The sequence below is a fragment of the Ruegeria arenilitoris genome (assembly GCF_013032445.1).
Classification (GTDB): domain Bacteria; phylum Pseudomonadota; class Alphaproteobacteria; order Rhodobacterales; family Rhodobacteraceae; genus Ruegeria; species Ruegeria arenilitoris_F.
Map to the genome: position 1 here is coordinate 84317 of NZ_WQCA01000002.1, position 13941 is coordinate 98257.

A 13941-nucleotide genomic window follows, 5' to 3' on the forward strand; every position below is an offset into this window, starting at 1 on the left:
TTACCAATCTGCAAGCGCCATCAGCGCATAGGCTGGTGGCATCAACGCACGCCGCAAACGCCCCAACGGAAACCTTTGCGGGGCACGGGTAATCGGGGCTGGCAGTTCAGTTTCTTGCCCCAGAACCATCCGTGCCAGAGCACGCCCGCAATAGGTGCCCATCGCCACCCCATTTCCGTGATAGGCGAACCCAGCGAACATCCCCGGCTGCTCCACCACAGGCCCGACATAAGGCGTCAGTCCCCGCGACAGGCAAACCATGCCCGACCACATATGGGTCACGTCTACACCCGCCCAGCCCGGGAACATTTGCCTGAAATCCTTGACAACCTTGCGCCGAATGGCGGCCTCGATCCTTGGCGAGGACAGCAACCCTCCGCGCATTCCGAACAGGAACCGTTGGTCGGGCATCAGGCGGAAATAGTGCAGCAGATTGCGGGTGTCATAAGACATCTGGTCGGTGGTCCAGCCCTGCGCCTGCAATTCGGCCGAGGTTAGCGGACGGGTCACCAGAACCGTGGATTGAGCAGGCATGTAACGGCCCGCCATCCAGGGTGGGATGTCTTCGCTGGAATACCCGTTGGTGCAGATCAGCACATTCTTCGCCCTGATCCGGCCTGAATTGCCCTGGACTTCGAAACCGGACTGCATCTTACGGATGGCTTGCACCGCGCTTTGTTGGAACAGATCAGCACCGCGGGATTGGGCCGCCTGCGCCAGCCCGAACAGGTATTTTCTGGGGTTCAGCGCAAACCCGACCGGGTTGGTGTAGCCACCGTGGAAACCCTCACCAAAGCCAAGCCCTGGCAGGTCACCGGGTTCATGAAGCGCACCCGATGCCTCGGCCCGCCGCCGCAACTTCTCCATAGCGCGCGCAGTGTGGGCCAACTGGGTCTCACCCTGTGAATGCACATCGGCGTCGATGCAATGCGTGCCGAGCAGATCGGCGACAATATGAACCGCGTCTTCCTCGGCTTGGGCATAGCTGTTTGCGGCGGCCTCCCCGAACTGGCGGACCACGGCGTCGTGGCTCAGCTTTGAACCGCCCAGACAACAAAACCCGCCGTTGCGCCCGGATGCGCCCCAGCCCGGGGTTTCGGCCTCGAGAACGGCAACCGAGACCCCGGCCCCGGCCAGATGCAGGGCCGCCGACAGCCCGGTGAAGCCGCCACCGACAATGGCAACGTCGACCTTCAGATCGCTGTGCAAAACCGGCCAGTCGGGGCTGGCAATCGTCTCGTCCCACCAGCAATTGGTCCGGGGGCCGGGCCCATAGGTATAGTCCGGGAACAGCCGTTTCATTCGGTCCGCGCGGCGGCCATTTCATCCTGCTTTTGCCGCACCATCGCACGTTTCGTGATCAGCGACACGGTGATGACGCCAATGGTTACAACCGCGATCATGATCGTCGATAGCGCGTTGATTTCGGGACTGACCCCCAATCGCACGGCAGAGAAAATCCTCATCGGCAAGGTCGTCGCTGACGGTCCTGAGGTAAAGGATGCGATCACAAGATCGTCCAGCGAGAGCGTGAAAGCCAACAGCCATCCCGAGATTACGGCCGGGGCGATAATCGGCAGGGTTACCAGACGAAACGCCTGTGCGGGTGAACAGCCCAAATCCAGTGCAGCCTCTTCCAGCGATTGGTCGAACGTCACAAGGCGTGACGACACAACGACCGAGACGAAACACATGGAAAACGTCGTATGAGCCAAAACGATGGTCAGGATGCCGCGATCCAGTCCGATGCCGATGAAGAGCAACAACAGCGACAGGCCGGTGATCACCTCGGGCATCACCAGCGGGGCGTAAATCATGCCGGAAAACAGAGTGCGGCCAAAGAAGCGGCCCCCACGCACCAACACATAGGCTGCAGCGGTACCCAGAATTGTTGCGATCGTCGACGAGAATACCGCAACGCGCAAAGTCACCCATGCGGCGTCCAGAATTTGCTCGTTCTGGAGAAGCTCACCATACCATTTGACCGAGAAGCCTGCCCAGACAGTAACCAATTTGCTTTCGTTGAAGCTGAAGATGATCAGGATGATCATCGGGATATAGAGGAAGGCAAACCCCAGCGTCAGTGAGACCGTGTTGAACCAGCTTAACCTGCTCATTGTTCCGCCTCCGCCTGTTTCTGCTGGTTGCGCTGGAACAGAACAATCGGCACCACAAGGATCAGCAACAGCACCACGGCCACAGCGCTGGCCACCGGCCAGTCGCGGTTCGAGAAGAACTCCTCCCACAACACCTTGCCGATCATCAGTGTACCCGAGCCGCCCAGAAGTGACGGGATGACGAACTCACCAATCACCGGGATCATCACAAGGAAACAGCCCGCAATGATACCGGGACGTGACAGCGGGATCGTCACCAGCCAGAAGGCTTCAAGACGCGAACAGCCAAGGTCTTCGGCGGCTTCGATCAAGGACCCATCCATCCGCTCTAGCGACGAATAGATCGGCAGAATCATGAACGGCAGATAGGTATAAACGATGCCGATATAGACCGCCGAGTTGGTGTTCAGAATGACCAACGGGGTCGAGATGATGCCCGTCCACAGCAGGAACTGGTTCAGATAGCCCTCGTTCGACAGGATGCCCATCCACGCGTAGACCCGGATCAGGAACGAGGTCCAGAACGGCAGGATCACCAGCATCATCAGCGTTGGCCGCCATTCCACAGGCGCACGCGCCATGCCATAGGCGATGGGATAACCCACCAGCAGGGTCAGAAAGGTTGAAATCACCGCGATCTTGACGCTGGAGAGGTAGGCTTTCCAGTAAAGATCATCCTCGGTCAGCCAGATGAAATTCTCAAAGTCCAGCTGGCTGAAGAATTCTTTGATCCCGGCCCAGCCCTGCGACAGATCCAGTGTCGGCGTGTAAGGCGGGATTGCCAGTTCGGTGTCTGACAGAGAGATTTTCAGGACAATGAAAAACGGCACCAGAAACAGCGCCAGCAGCCAGACGTAAGGAACAGCGATCAGAAACGCGCGGCGCATCAGTTCGCCAGCAGAACCGCAGCCGTAGCTGTCCAGGACAGCCAGACCGGGTCTTCCCATGTGAACGACCGGCGTGAGATGCGGCGGGTATTGGCCGTCTGCGCCTTGATGATCGTTCCGTTCGGCAATTCGACGTGATAGGTGGACAGATTGCCCAGATAGGCGATGTCATGCACCTTGCCCTGCACAGCGTTGATCGCATCTGCCGGGCGATCGGCGGAAATCGTCACTTTCTCGGGCCGGATCGCAATGTGGCAGGCCTGCCCGTTCGAAAAGTCGCTGGCCGAGGTCGCCGTCAAAGGCGACTGCCCCTCGGCCCAGTCGATCTGATAGGTATCTTCGCCATCCGCCGAGGCCCGGCCTTCAATGATGTTAACGTCACCAATGAAATCCGCGACGTAGACCGAATTGGGGTTCTCATAGATACGATCCGGCGTTGCCACCTGCATCAGCTTGCCCTGATCCATCACGGCCACGCGGCTGGCGACCGTCATCGCCTCCTCCTGATCGTGTGTTACGATAACAAAGGTGGTGCCGGTTTTTTCCTGAATATCCATCAGTTCGAACTGCGTCTCCTGCCGCAGTTTCTTGTCCAGCGCGCCCAAGGGTTCGTCCAACAACAGCAGCTTCGGTGCCTTCGCCAACGACCGCGCCAACGCCACTCGCTGACGTTGCCCACCCGAAATTTGATGCGGCTTGCGGCGAGCGAATTGCTCTAGCCGGGTGAGGCGCAGCATTTCTTCAACACGATCCTCAAGGTCATGTTTGGGCATGTTGTCCCGGCGCAGTCCAAACGCAATGTTGTCCCAGATGCTGAGATGCGGAAACAACGCGTAGGATTGGAACATCATGTTCACCGCCCGCTTGTTTGGCGGGATCGGGTCGATGTCCTGACCGCCCAGCATAATATGCCCTTCGGTAGGCTTTTCGAACCCGGCCAGCATCCGCATCATGGTGGTCTTGCCGCAGCCCGAAGGCCCCAGCAGCGCAAAGAACTCGCGCTCGAAAATGTCCAGAGACAGGTTGTCGATGGCCGTGAAGTCACCAAACCGTTTGGTGACATTCTGGAACTGGATCAAAGGTTTCGCCTGCGGGTCTTCCCACGGCGCAAAAATGTCAGAATTCAAAGCGGCCCCCGTTCGACAATCTGGAAAAAGGCGCAGGGCGGTTCTGGCCGCCCTGCGCAAAATCGGATCAGGTGCCCGACTTGATCTTGGTCCACAGTCGGGTCACGACCCGCTGCGTTTTCGACGGGTAAGGTGAGAACGTGTAGAGGTTTTTAACCGTTTCCTCGTCCGGGTAAATCGCTGGATCGCCGATCACGTCTTCTGCCAGCAAGGCTTGCGACGCCTTGTTGCCATTGGCAAAATACACGTAGTTTGACGCATCCGCCATATTCTGCGGATCCATTATGAAATTCAGGAATTTGTGCGCGCCGTCCACATTCGGCGCATCCGTCGGGATTGCCATCATGTCAAACCACATCAGCGAACCTTCAGCAAAGGCGTTGTAGGCGATCTCGACGCCATTATCGGCTTCGGCTGCGCGATCACGCGCCTGCAACACATCACCGGACCAGCCGACCGCAACGCAGATGTCTCCATTGGCCAGCGCGTTGATATACTCCGAGCTATGGAACTTCTTTATATACGGGCGAACAGCCATGAGAGGTTCTTCGACCTTGGCGATGATATCAGGATCCTGGCTATTCGGATCTTCCCCAAGGTATTTCAACACCATCGGGACGATTTCGGTCGGTGCGTCGAGGAAATATATGCCGCACTCCGCCAGCTTCTCCATGTTCTCGGGTTCCAACACCAGGTCCATGCTGTTCAGCGGAGCGTCTTCACCCAGCACTTCTTTTACTTTGTCGACATTCAGGCCGATGCCGGTAGTACCCCACATGTAGTTGATCGCATATTCGTTGCCCGGATCATATTGATCTGTGCGTTCCTGGATCACATCCCACATGTTCCCGATGTTCGGAAGTTTGGATTTATCCAGTTTCTGGAAGGCACCCGCCTGAATCTGCCGCTGCAGAAAATCCGCAGTCGGCACCACCACATCATAACCCGACCCGCCGGCCAGCATTTTGGTTTCCAGAACCTCGTTGCTGTCGAACACGTCGTAGATCAGCGTCAGGCCGGTTTCTTCCTCGAATTTCTTCAGAAGGTCTTCGTCGATATAGTCGGACCAGTTGTAGACACGCACTTCTTCGGCGAAGGCCGCCGAAGTCCCCAATGCGATGACCGCTGTCATCGTCAGCGTTTTGATTGACATTTTTTTCTCCCTGCAAGTGTACGGGTATTTTCCCGTTTTTTTAGATTTGATCAAGTTTTGCGTTTTCCCCCGATCCCGCGTATGGTTTCAAAAGGTCAGGCACCTGGCAAGTCAGCATCGTTAGAAACAGGGCAAACCAATTGGATTTGATCAAAAATAAGGCACCGGGAACGAAGGCCGAAGGTGAAAAACGACCCGCGCATGAGCAGGTGTACCAAACCCTGAAAGCGCAGATCATGTTCGGCGAATTGGTGCCGGGGCAACCGGTCACGATACAGGGTCTGACCGAATCTCTGGGCGTTGGAATGACCCCGGTGCGCGAGACTATCCGGCGCCTTATCTCGGATGGCGCGCTGGTGTTTCAGGGCAACCGCAGGGTCAGTGTTCCACTGCTGTCGGCGAGTGATGTTGAGCAGATGATTTTTGCAAGATTATCAATAGAAACAGAGCTTTCCAGACGCGCAACTACGAATATGAATAGCACTGATATCGACCGTCTTGAACGCATCGACCAGCAACTAGACCGCACGATCGCCGATGGTGACGTCAGCGGTTATCTGCGCCTGAACCACAGTTTTCACGAGACACTCTATTCGCACGCGAATGCACCGATTCTCAGCGACTTGGCCGAGCGGTTGTGGCTCAGGTTCGGGCCGTCTCTGCGGGTGGTTTGTGGCCGCTTTGGCACGCAGAGCCTGCCGGATCGGCACAAGGATATCCTTGCCGCTTTGCGTGCCCAGAACGCCGACGGGGTGGCAAAGGCCACCGCGCAGGACATTGAGCAAGGAATGGAACTGATGGCCGACGCCCTGTCTCATGACTAGATTTATGCGATTCGATTGACAGGAAAAAATTTGATCATATTGTGAACGTCAAACGCTCTTGCAGGAGATTTCCGGATGTCCACCATTACCAATCACATGCCCACCGCTGAATTGCAGGCACTGGATGCCGCCCACCACATGCACCCGTTTTCAGCCAACGGCTCGCTTGGCAAAGAGGGCGCGCGCGTCATCACCCGCGCCAAGGGCGTCTACCTGACCGACAGCGAGGGAGAAGAGATTCTGGACGCCATGGCTGGTCTGTGGTGTGTCAATATCGGCTATGGCCGCGATGAGCTGGCCGAGGCCGCCGCCCGCCAGATGCGCGAGCTTCCCTATTACAATACGTTCTTCAAGACGACTCATGTGCCCGCCATTGCGCTGGCCAAGAAACTGGCCGAACTGGCGCCGGGCGATCTGAACCACGTCTTCTTCGCCGCAGGCGGGTCCGAAGCGAATGACACCAACATCCGACTGGTGCGCACCTACTGGGCCGAGAAAGGTCAGCCCGACAAGAACATCATCATCAGCCGCAAGAACGCCTATCACGGGTCGTCCGTGGGTTCTGCCTCGCTGGGTGGCATGGCCGGGATGCACGCGCAGGGCGGCATTCCGATCCCGAATATCCACCACATCAACCAGCCGAACTGGTGGGCCGAAGGCGGCGACATGACGTCGGAAGACTTCGGCTTGGCCCGCGCACGGGAACTGGAAGAGGCCATCTTGGAACTGGGCGAAGACCGCGTCGCGGCCTTCATCGCCGAACCCGTTCAGGGCGCGGGCGGAGTGATCGTCGCGCCAGACAGCTACTGGCCCGAAGTTCAGCGTATTTGCGACAAATACGACATCCTGCTGATCGCGGACGAGGTGATCTGTGGTTTTGGCAGAACCGGCAACTGGTTCGGATCTGAAACCGTTGGCATCAAGCCGCATATCATGACCATCGCCAAGGGCCTCAGCTCGGGCTACTCGCCCATTGGTGGCTCGATCGTAAATGACGAGATCGCCGAAGTCATCGGCGGCACCGAATTCAACCACGGCTACACCTATTCCGGCCACCCGGTTTCTGCTGCTGTTGCGCTGGAAAACCTGCGCATCCTCGAAGAGGAAAAGATCGTGGATCACGTCCGCGACGTCGCCGCACCCTATCTGAAACAGAAATGGGAGGCGCTGGTCGACCACCCTCTGGTGGGTGAGGCCAAGATTGTTGGCATGATGGCCTCGATCGCACTGACCCCGGACAAGGCCAGCCGCGCCAAGTTCGCATCCGAGCCCGGCACAGTCGGTTATATCTGCCGCGACCGCTGCTTTGCCAACAATCTGATCATGCGCCATGTGGGCGACAGGATGATCATCTCACCGCCGCTGGTCCTGACACCTGCGGATATCGACGAGATGTTCGTGCGGATCCATAAATCTCTGGACGAGGCGCAGGCCGAGATTATCGCACAGGGGCTGATGAAGGCAGCGTCATAGTCACGATTTGGGCTGTGAAGCCCCTACTTCCTTTCGCAAGCGCGATCCTCGTGTCGGCGTGCATAACAGAAGATCGCTTCTTCGAGCCGGTAAATCTGGTCACTTATGAGACCTCAGATATCGGCCGAGAAGCCATCTTTTTTGACCCGCTCCAACTGCACTGGCGTGACGGCATGAGCCTGTGCCGTGATTGCACACAACAAAATGGGTATTACCCAGACGGCAGCGCGACCTTGTACGACGATACTGAGATTGAATGGATCAGTCTTCAGATCAGGCTATTGAACGAGCTGGACGCGCCGCCCCCAGAAAAAGAAGTCGCCAATCTGATGCAGGCCCACTATGCGGAGCCAACGGGGCGTCTTCCGGCGCATGTCCGCGAAGAGGACGGCGTATTTTTCATACTCGTTCCGGTCCTCAAGGGGCCACCACGACCGGATTTTTTGTCTCCCACTGGGTATTTACGCGCACATTACACTGTACTGCGATGACAAGCGCGGGCCATGGAACTCCGGTAAAGGCTGTGAGTAAGCCAAGCTGATCACCGCAACCGCTCCAACAGCCTGAGACTCGCATACCCATCCGGCAACAGACCCTGTGCGATTTGATAGGCCCGTACCGCATTGGTCGTGTTCGGCCCGGTGCGTCCATCAACGCCCTGAGTGTCAAATCCGGCCTCGGTCAGGCGGGATTGCAGTTCCTTTTTCTCGGTGAAACTCAGCACCCGGTCGCCGCGCGGCCAGCCGGCCTGAAACGGGGTGCGCCCGGCCAGTCGGTCAGACAGGTGGCCTATGCCGATCACATAGGCGTCGGCGCCGTTATAGGTCTCAATCACGCGGAAATTGTCGAAGATCATCAGCGCCACGCCCTGCCCTCCGGCAGGCAAAAGGATGGCGGCTTGCCCGTGGTCCGGGACCGGTTTGCCATCGCGCCCGACCACACCGCGCGCGGCCCAATCCGACGGCAGCAGCGTGTAGTCCCGATTGGCGGCGGCATAGTCGAACCCCTCGGGCAGGCGTACCTCGACCCCCCAGGGTTGCCCCTTGGTCCAGCCGTGCCGCGCCATATAGGCGGCGGCCGAAGCCAGCGCATCCGTCGGGTCATCCGACCAAATATCCCGCCGTCCGTCGCCGTCGAAATCCACCGCGTGATCCAGATACGAGGTCGGCATGAACTGCGTGTGTCCCATAGCCCCCGCCCAGCTGCCGATCATATGATCGGGGCTGACATCCCCCGCCTGAATGATCTGCAACGCGGCGATCAGCTGGGATTCAAAGAACTGTGCCCGCCGCGCGTCAAAGGCCAGCGTTGCCAGCGATCGGATGGTGTGATCGCTGCCCCGAAACGTGCCAAATGCGGTCTCAAGGCCCCAGATCGCGGTGACGACCTCTTTTTCGACGCCATATTGCGCCTCGATCCGGGTCAGGGTCGCGTGGTGATGCTCTAACCCGGCGCGACCGTTCGAAACCCGCGTGTCCGAAACGGCAGAATCCAAATACTCCCAGATCGGTTTCGAGAACTCAGCCTGATTGCGGTCGCGTTCAATGATCTTCTTGTCATAGGTCAGCCCGGCAAGAGATCGATCCAGCGTGGCGGCCGAGATGCCTTGTTCAAGCGCCCTGTCCCGAAACGCCCCCAGCCACGCCTGAAACCGCGCGTTACCTTCGGTCGACACCCGATACTCCATCGCTGAGGGCCGCAAGACCGGTCGTAACGACACGGTCAGATTGGCCGAGGCCAGTTGGATGGACGTCACCCCATCCGTTGTATTGAGGGATTCCGCCTGCACAATGGATGCCCATAATGCAGCGGCAATGACGCCACTTGTGCATTTACGCATTCCGAAATTCCTGATTACTGCTCGGGGTCAGAATAGCGCAAAATGCGGAATTCACAAAGTGCTCAAACTGAAACTTCTGACGCGCACTGCGAAACCGGGTAAGCTGCTGAGATGACACCATTTGACGACCCCAAAGTGGCCGCGGCCTATGATGCCTTGCCAAAAAACGCCCGTACCGGTGCCCGGATCCTGCGCGCGTTGATCTTTGACACCGCCGCGTCCCTGCCCCGTGCGCAACCTCTGCAAGAGGCGTTACGTTGGGGGCAGCCTGCCTATCTGGCCCCGAAGGGATCGACGATCCGGCTTGGCACGCATAAGGCCGCGTCTTTTGCATTGTTCGTGCATTGCCAAAGCCGGTTAATGGGCGATTTCACCTCGGCCTTTCCGGGTGAGGATCGGATCGACGGAAACAGGGCCGTTCTGTTTGACGACCCTGCGCAGATTGATCCCACGCGCCACGGCTGGCTGATTGCCCGGGCGCTGACCTATCACCTCTGACGGCGTTTGCGTTCGACCTTGCGTTTGATCTTGTCCTTCTTGCGCTTGGTGCTGACCGCCTTGCGCCGTGTTGGCCGTCCTTTCGGCGCGCGTCCGCGGGGCAGAGCCTGATCGTCGATGGACAACAGTTCAAGCTCCAGCCCACCAGTGACAGGCGTGGCTTGGGTCAGACGCACGGTGACGCGCTGGCCGATGGCGATGATCAGGCCGGTGTCCGAGCCCATCAACGTCCCGGCTTCGCGGTCGAAGTGGAAGAACTCGCGCCCCAGTGACCGCACGGGTACCAGCCCATCCGCGCCGGTTTCATCCATCTTCACAAAGGCCCCAAACCGAGCGATGCCGCTGATGCGGCCCGAGAATTCATTGCCGACCCGCTCGCTGAGATAGGCAGCCAAATAGCGGTCGGTCGTATCCCGTTCTGCCATCATCGAGCGGCGCTCGGTGTCCGAGATATGGGTGGCCGTTTCGTCCAATCGGGCGATTTCATCCTCGTTCAGACCGTCCTTGCCCCAGCCATGGGCCGAGATCAGCGCCCGGTGCACGATCAGATCGGCATAGCGGCGGATGGGCGAGGTGAAATGCGCATAGTTCCGCAGCGCCAGCCCGAAATGGCCGAAATTCTCGGGGTTGTAATAGGCCTGAGCCATCGACCGCAGGGTGGTGAGGTTTATCAATTCGGCGTCTTCGGTCCCGGCGGCGGCGTTCAGCAGCGCGTTCAGATGCCGGGTTTGCAACACCTGCCCTTTGGCAAGGTTCAGCCCCGCCGCCTGCGCCGTTTCCCGCAGGCTTTCCAGTTTCTCGGGCGCAGGTTCTTCGTGCACGCGAAATAGCAGCGGGCGGCGTTTGGCGATCAGCGTCTCGGCGGCGGCCACGTTGGCGAGGATCATGAATTCTTCGATCAGCTTGTGCGCGTCCAGACGTTCGCGAAAGGCCACGCTTTCCACCTCGCCCTTTTCGCTGAGAACGATCTTGCGCTCGGGCAGGTCCAGTTCCAGCGGCTGCCGTACAGCTCGCGCCTTTTTCAGCGCGGCATAAGCGGCGTAGAGCGGTTTCAACACCGGCTCCAATAATGGCCCGGTGCGGTCGTTCGGATTTCCGTCGATAGCCTCCTGCACCTCGGCATAATGCAGAGATGCGGCAGACCGCATCAGGCCGCGCACAAAACGGTGGCCGATCTTGTTGCCGTCATCGTCAATTTGCATCCGCACGGCGATGCAGGCGCGCGGAACGCCTTCGTGCAGCGAGCACAGGTCACCCGACAAACGATCCGGCAACATCGGCACCACACGGTCGGGGAAATAGCTGGAGTTGCCGCGCTTGCGCGCCTCACGATCCAGCGCAGTGCCCGGTTTCACATACGCGGCGACGTCAGCAATAGCGACCCATATCACATGGCCGCCGGGGTTCTTGGGATCGTCATCGGCATGGGCATAGCAGGCGTCGTCATGATCGCGCGCGTCCGAGGGGTCGATGGTCAGCAGCGGCATGTCCCGCAGGTCTTCGCGCCCGCTCAGGCCAACCGGTTTGGCCTTGTCGGCCTCGGCAATCACCTTGACGGGGAAATCGTCGGGAATACCGTGCTGATGGATCGCGATCAGCGAGACAGCCTTGGGCGCGGACGGGTCGCCCAAGCGTTCCACGATTCGTGCGCGAGGCAGGCCCATGCGGTTCTTCGGCCCGGCCTGTTCAGCCTCGACCAATTCACCGTCTTTCGCCCCCAGAACCGCGCCGTCATGGACCAGCCACTCGGTCTGACCGGTCTTGTCGATGGGCACGATCCGCCCGCCTTCGGCCCCTTTTCGGAAAATGCCGACGATTTTACGCGGATTGGTCCCGATGCGGCGGATCAGGCGGGCCTCGTAGTTGTGGTCCTCTTCATGCACGACTGTCAGACGAGCAAGAATGCGGTCGCCCTCGCCCAGCGCGGGATCGCTGGCACGGGCAATGATCAGCACGATAGGCTCAACCCCTTCGCCATGCCATTCCAGCGGGCGCGCAAACAGATCGCCGTCGTCATTTGGTGCCTTTACCTGCAACACGCTGACCGGCGGCAGACGATCCGGGTCGCCATAGCTGCGTTTGCGCTTTTCCAGATGGCCTTCAGCCTCAAGCTCTTTGAGGATGCGCTTCAGATCAATCCGGTCCGCGCCCTTGATGCCAAAGGCCTTGGCGATATCGCGTTTCGAGGTCAGGGTGGGGTTCGCCGAGATCCAGTCGAGGACCTCCTGCTTGGTGGGGATGCGAGTCATAATTCCGGCCTAGCACGGCGGTGCGACGGCGTCATGACTAAAAAGGATCAGGGTTTCAGATCGGCGACAGTGTCGACATCGCGCAACTGATCCAGCAGGCCCACACGCGTGCCGGGAACAGAGGCCAACGTGTCCGCTAGGGCGTGTTCGGTCGACCAACGCACATCGCGGAACAGGCCCAATGGCAGTGCGCTGTATCTTTGCCCGCCGACCAGCCAGTAGCCTCCATCCGGTGCAGGTCCAAACACCATCTGTTTCGGCCCCAAAGCCTTGAACGCCTGAGCAATATGTCCTCGCGTGATGCCGGGAATATCTGCACCGATCAGACAAACAGGCCCTTTGGGCATGCCGCGCAGCATTCGCCCCATCCGGTCGCCCAGATCCCCCCGCCCTTGCGCCGCGCGCGGTAGCTCAGCGGGCCAGATGCGGCTGGTCAGCCCGTCTCGGTCTGGTGAAACCGCCAGCACGATTTGCCAGCGCGGGTCCCGCAAACGCCGGATCAGAGACCGGGTCTGATGCCTGAACCACCACGCCGCGCCGACCATGCCGATATCTCGGCCCAGCCGCGTTTTCACCCGGCCCGGGCGTGGCTCTTTCACCATGATGACCAGAGTGCGCTGCATCACTCAGGCAAAGTAATCCCGCAGGATGCGCGTATAGATCGCCTTGAGCTGTTCGATCTGCGCCACCTCAACACATTCATCCACCTGGTGCATTGTGCGGCCCACCAGGCCGAACTCGACCACCGGACAGTGGTTCTTGACGAACCGCGCGTCCGAGGTGCCGCCCGTTGTGGACATCTCGGGCCGCACACCGGTTTCCGCCTCGATCGCCTGCGCCACCAATTCTGACAGCGGGCCGGGCGGGGTCAGGAAGCTTTCACCCGAAATCTTGATCTTGACCCCAACCTCGACCCCAAAGGTTTCGGCCACGTTTTGCGCCTCGGTCCGCAGCCATTCGCTGAGGCTTGCGCCGGAATGCAGATCATTGAAGCGTATATTTACCGCCCCGCTGCATTGCGCCGGGATCACGTTGGTCGCTTCGTTGCCCGTGTCGATATTTACAACCGCCAGTGTCGAGGCGTCGAAATGATCAGTGCCCCGATCCAACTCGTGACTGGCCAGCCGATCCATCAGCCGCGCCATCGCGGGCAGAGGGTTCTTCGCCCGGTGCGGATAAGCCGAGTGTCCCTGCACACCCGTCACGGTGAACCATGCGGTCATTGAGCCCCGGCGGCCGATCTTCATCATCTCACCCATGGTGTTCGGGCAGGTCGGTTCACCCACCAGACAGACCGACATCTTTTCATCCGCCTCGGCCATATAATCCAGCAACGCCGTAGTGCCGTCCAGCGCATCGGCCTCTTCATCGCCAGTGATGGTGAGGATCACGGCACCATCAGGCGGCGTGTCGCGCACAAAATCCACCGCCGCTGCCGCAAAGGCCGCCACGCCGGATTTCATGTCGGTTGTGCCGCGCCCGTACATCACGCCATCGCGGATTTCGGCGCCAAAGGGCGGCATGGTCCAAGCGGCCTCATCCCCAACCGGAACGACATCGGTGTGACCGTTGAACCCAAAGCTGCGCACGTGGCCCTTTTCGCCCCAACGCGCAAACAGATTGCTGATGCCGCCGCGGTCCACGCGGGTGCAGTCAAAGCCTGCATCGGACAGCAGTTGCTCCAATAAAACCAAGGCACCGCCTTCCTCGGGTGTGACCGATGGGCAACGGGTCAGGGCCGCTGTCAATTCTACCGGATCTGTCATGGCGAGG

General features: G+C 59.5%; 13 protein-coding genes. 4 read left to right on the forward strand and 9 right to left on the reverse strand.

The window, feature by feature from the left end:
• From GOW98_RS02780 to GOW98_RS02800, 5 genes are all read right to left on the reverse strand, one after another.
• Positions 1–1302, reverse strand: coding sequence for an NAD(P)/FAD-dependent oxidoreductase (locus GOW98_RS02780; RefSeq protein ID WP_170329540.1), 1302 nt, complete (start codon positions 1300–1302; stop codon positions 1–3).
• A complete protein-coding gene (locus GOW98_RS02785) occupies positions 1299–2117 on the reverse strand; it encodes an ABC transporter permease (protein ID WP_170329542.1) in 819 nt (272 codons plus the stop codon). Before GOW98_RS02785 ends, GOW98_RS02780 begins: the two co-directional genes overlap by 4 nt.
• Positions 2114–3004, reverse strand: a complete 891-nt coding sequence (locus GOW98_RS02790; protein WP_170329850.1) for an ABC transporter permease subunit — start codon at positions 3002–3004, stop codon at positions 2114–2116. Before GOW98_RS02790 ends, GOW98_RS02785 begins: the two co-directional genes overlap by 4 nt.
• Entirely contained in the window at positions 3004–4131 is a 1128-nt protein-coding gene (locus tag GOW98_RS02795) for an ABC transporter ATP-binding protein (RefSeq protein ID WP_170329543.1), read from the reverse strand. Before GOW98_RS02795 ends, GOW98_RS02790 begins: the two co-directional genes overlap by 1 nt.
• A gap of 67 nt (positions 4132–4198) precedes the next feature.
• Positions 4199–5284, reverse strand: coding sequence for a polyamine ABC transporter substrate-binding protein (locus GOW98_RS02800; protein ID WP_170329544.1), 1086 nt, complete (start codon positions 5282–5284; stop codon positions 4199–4201).
• A gap of 140 nt (positions 5285–5424) precedes the next feature.
• On the opposite strand from GOW98_RS02800, the gene GOW98_RS02805 reads away from it, so the two are divergent.
• The 3 genes from GOW98_RS02805 to GOW98_RS02815 all read left to right on the forward strand — a co-directional run bounded on the left by GOW98_RS02805 (position 5425) and on the right by GOW98_RS02815 (position 8072).
• A complete protein-coding gene (locus tag GOW98_RS02805; protein WP_170329545.1) occupies positions 5425–6108 on the forward strand; it encodes a GntR family transcriptional regulator in 684 nt (227 codons plus the stop codon).
• Positions 6109–6183: 75 nt separating this feature from the next.
• Positions 6184–7581, forward strand: coding sequence for an aspartate aminotransferase family protein (locus tag GOW98_RS02810; protein ID WP_170329547.1), 1398 nt, complete (start codon positions 6184–6186; stop codon positions 7579–7581).
• 14 nt (positions 7582–7595) lie between these two features.
• Positions 7596–8072, forward strand: a complete 477-nt coding sequence (locus GOW98_RS02815) for a hypothetical protein (RefSeq protein ID WP_170329548.1) — start codon at positions 7596–7598, stop codon at positions 8070–8072.
• Positions 8073–8122: 50 nt separating this feature from the next.
• Here GOW98_RS02815 and GOW98_RS02820 read toward each other — a convergent pair whose 3' ends face one another.
• On the reverse strand, positions 8123–9421 hold the full coding sequence (locus GOW98_RS02820; protein WP_170329549.1) for a lytic murein transglycosylase: 1299 nt from the start codon (positions 9419–9421) through the stop codon (positions 8123–8125).
• A gap of 111 nt (positions 9422–9532) precedes the next feature.
• On the opposite strand from GOW98_RS02820, the gene GOW98_RS02825 reads away from it, so the two are divergent.
• The gene (locus GOW98_RS02825) at positions 9533–9919 is read left to right on the forward strand and encodes a DUF1801 domain-containing protein (protein ID WP_170329551.1); all 387 of its coding nucleotides are present in this window, start codon (positions 9533–9535) and stop codon (positions 9917–9919) included.
• On the opposite strand, the gene rnr is transcribed toward GOW98_RS02825, so the two are convergent.
• Genes rnr through dapE form a run of 3 tightly spaced genes read right to left on the reverse strand, consistent with a single transcriptional unit; the run spans position 9910 to position 13934 of the window.
• Complete coding sequence (rnr, locus tag GOW98_RS02830) at positions 9910–12168, reverse strand: ribonuclease R (protein WP_170329552.1); 2259 nt, start codon at positions 12166–12168, stop codon at positions 9910–9912. The genes GOW98_RS02825 and rnr overlap by 10 nt on opposite strands.
• Positions 12169–12215: 47 nt before the next feature.
• Positions 12216–12791, reverse strand: coding sequence for a TIGR04282 family arsenosugar biosynthesis glycosyltransferase (locus GOW98_RS02835; protein WP_170329553.1), 576 nt, complete (start codon positions 12789–12791; stop codon positions 12216–12218).
• 3 nt (positions 12792–12794) lie between these two features.
• The gene (gene dapE / locus GOW98_RS02840; protein WP_170329554.1) at positions 12795–13934 is read right to left on the reverse strand and encodes a succinyl-diaminopimelate desuccinylase; all 1140 of its coding nucleotides are present in this window, start codon (positions 13932–13934) and stop codon (positions 12795–12797) included.
• Positions 13935–13941 lie beyond the last annotated feature (7 nt).

Coding starts and splice junctions, on each gene's coding strand:
- GOW98_RS02780 (WP_170329540.1), bottom strand. CDS start 1,302: ATGAAACGGCTGTTCCCGGACTATACCTATGGGCCCGGCCCCCGGACC.
- GOW98_RS02785 (WP_170329542.1), bottom strand. CDS start 2,117: ATGAGCAGGTTAAGCTGGTTCAACACGGTCTCACTGACGCTGGGGTTT.
- GOW98_RS02790 (WP_170329850.1), bottom strand. CDS start 3,004: ATGCGCCGCGCGTTTCTGATCGCTGTTCCTTACGTCTGGCTGCTGGCG.
- GOW98_RS02800 (WP_170329544.1), bottom strand. CDS start 5,284: ATGTCAATCAAAACGCTGACGATGACAGCGGTCATCGCATTGGGGACT.
- GOW98_RS02810 (WP_170329547.1), top strand. CDS start 6,184: ATGTCCACCATTACCAATCACATGCCCACCGCTGAATTGCAGGCACTG.
- GOW98_RS02820 (WP_170329549.1), bottom strand. CDS start 9,421: ATGCGTAAATGCACAAGTGGCGTCATTGCCGCTGCATTATGGGCATCC.
- GOW98_RS02825 (WP_170329551.1), top strand. CDS start 9,533: ATGACACCATTTGACGACCCCAAAGTGGCCGCGGCCTATGATGCCTTG.
- rnr (WP_170329552.1), bottom strand. CDS start 12,168: ATGACTCGCATCCCCACCAAGCAGGAGGTCCTCGACTGGATCTCGGCG.
- GOW98_RS02835 (WP_170329553.1), bottom strand. CDS start 12,791: ATGCAGCGCACTCTGGTCATCATGGTGAAAGAGCCACGCCCGGGCCGG.
- dapE (WP_170329554.1), bottom strand. CDS start 13,934: ATGACAGATCCGGTAGAATTGACAGCGGCCCTGACCCGTTGCCCATCG.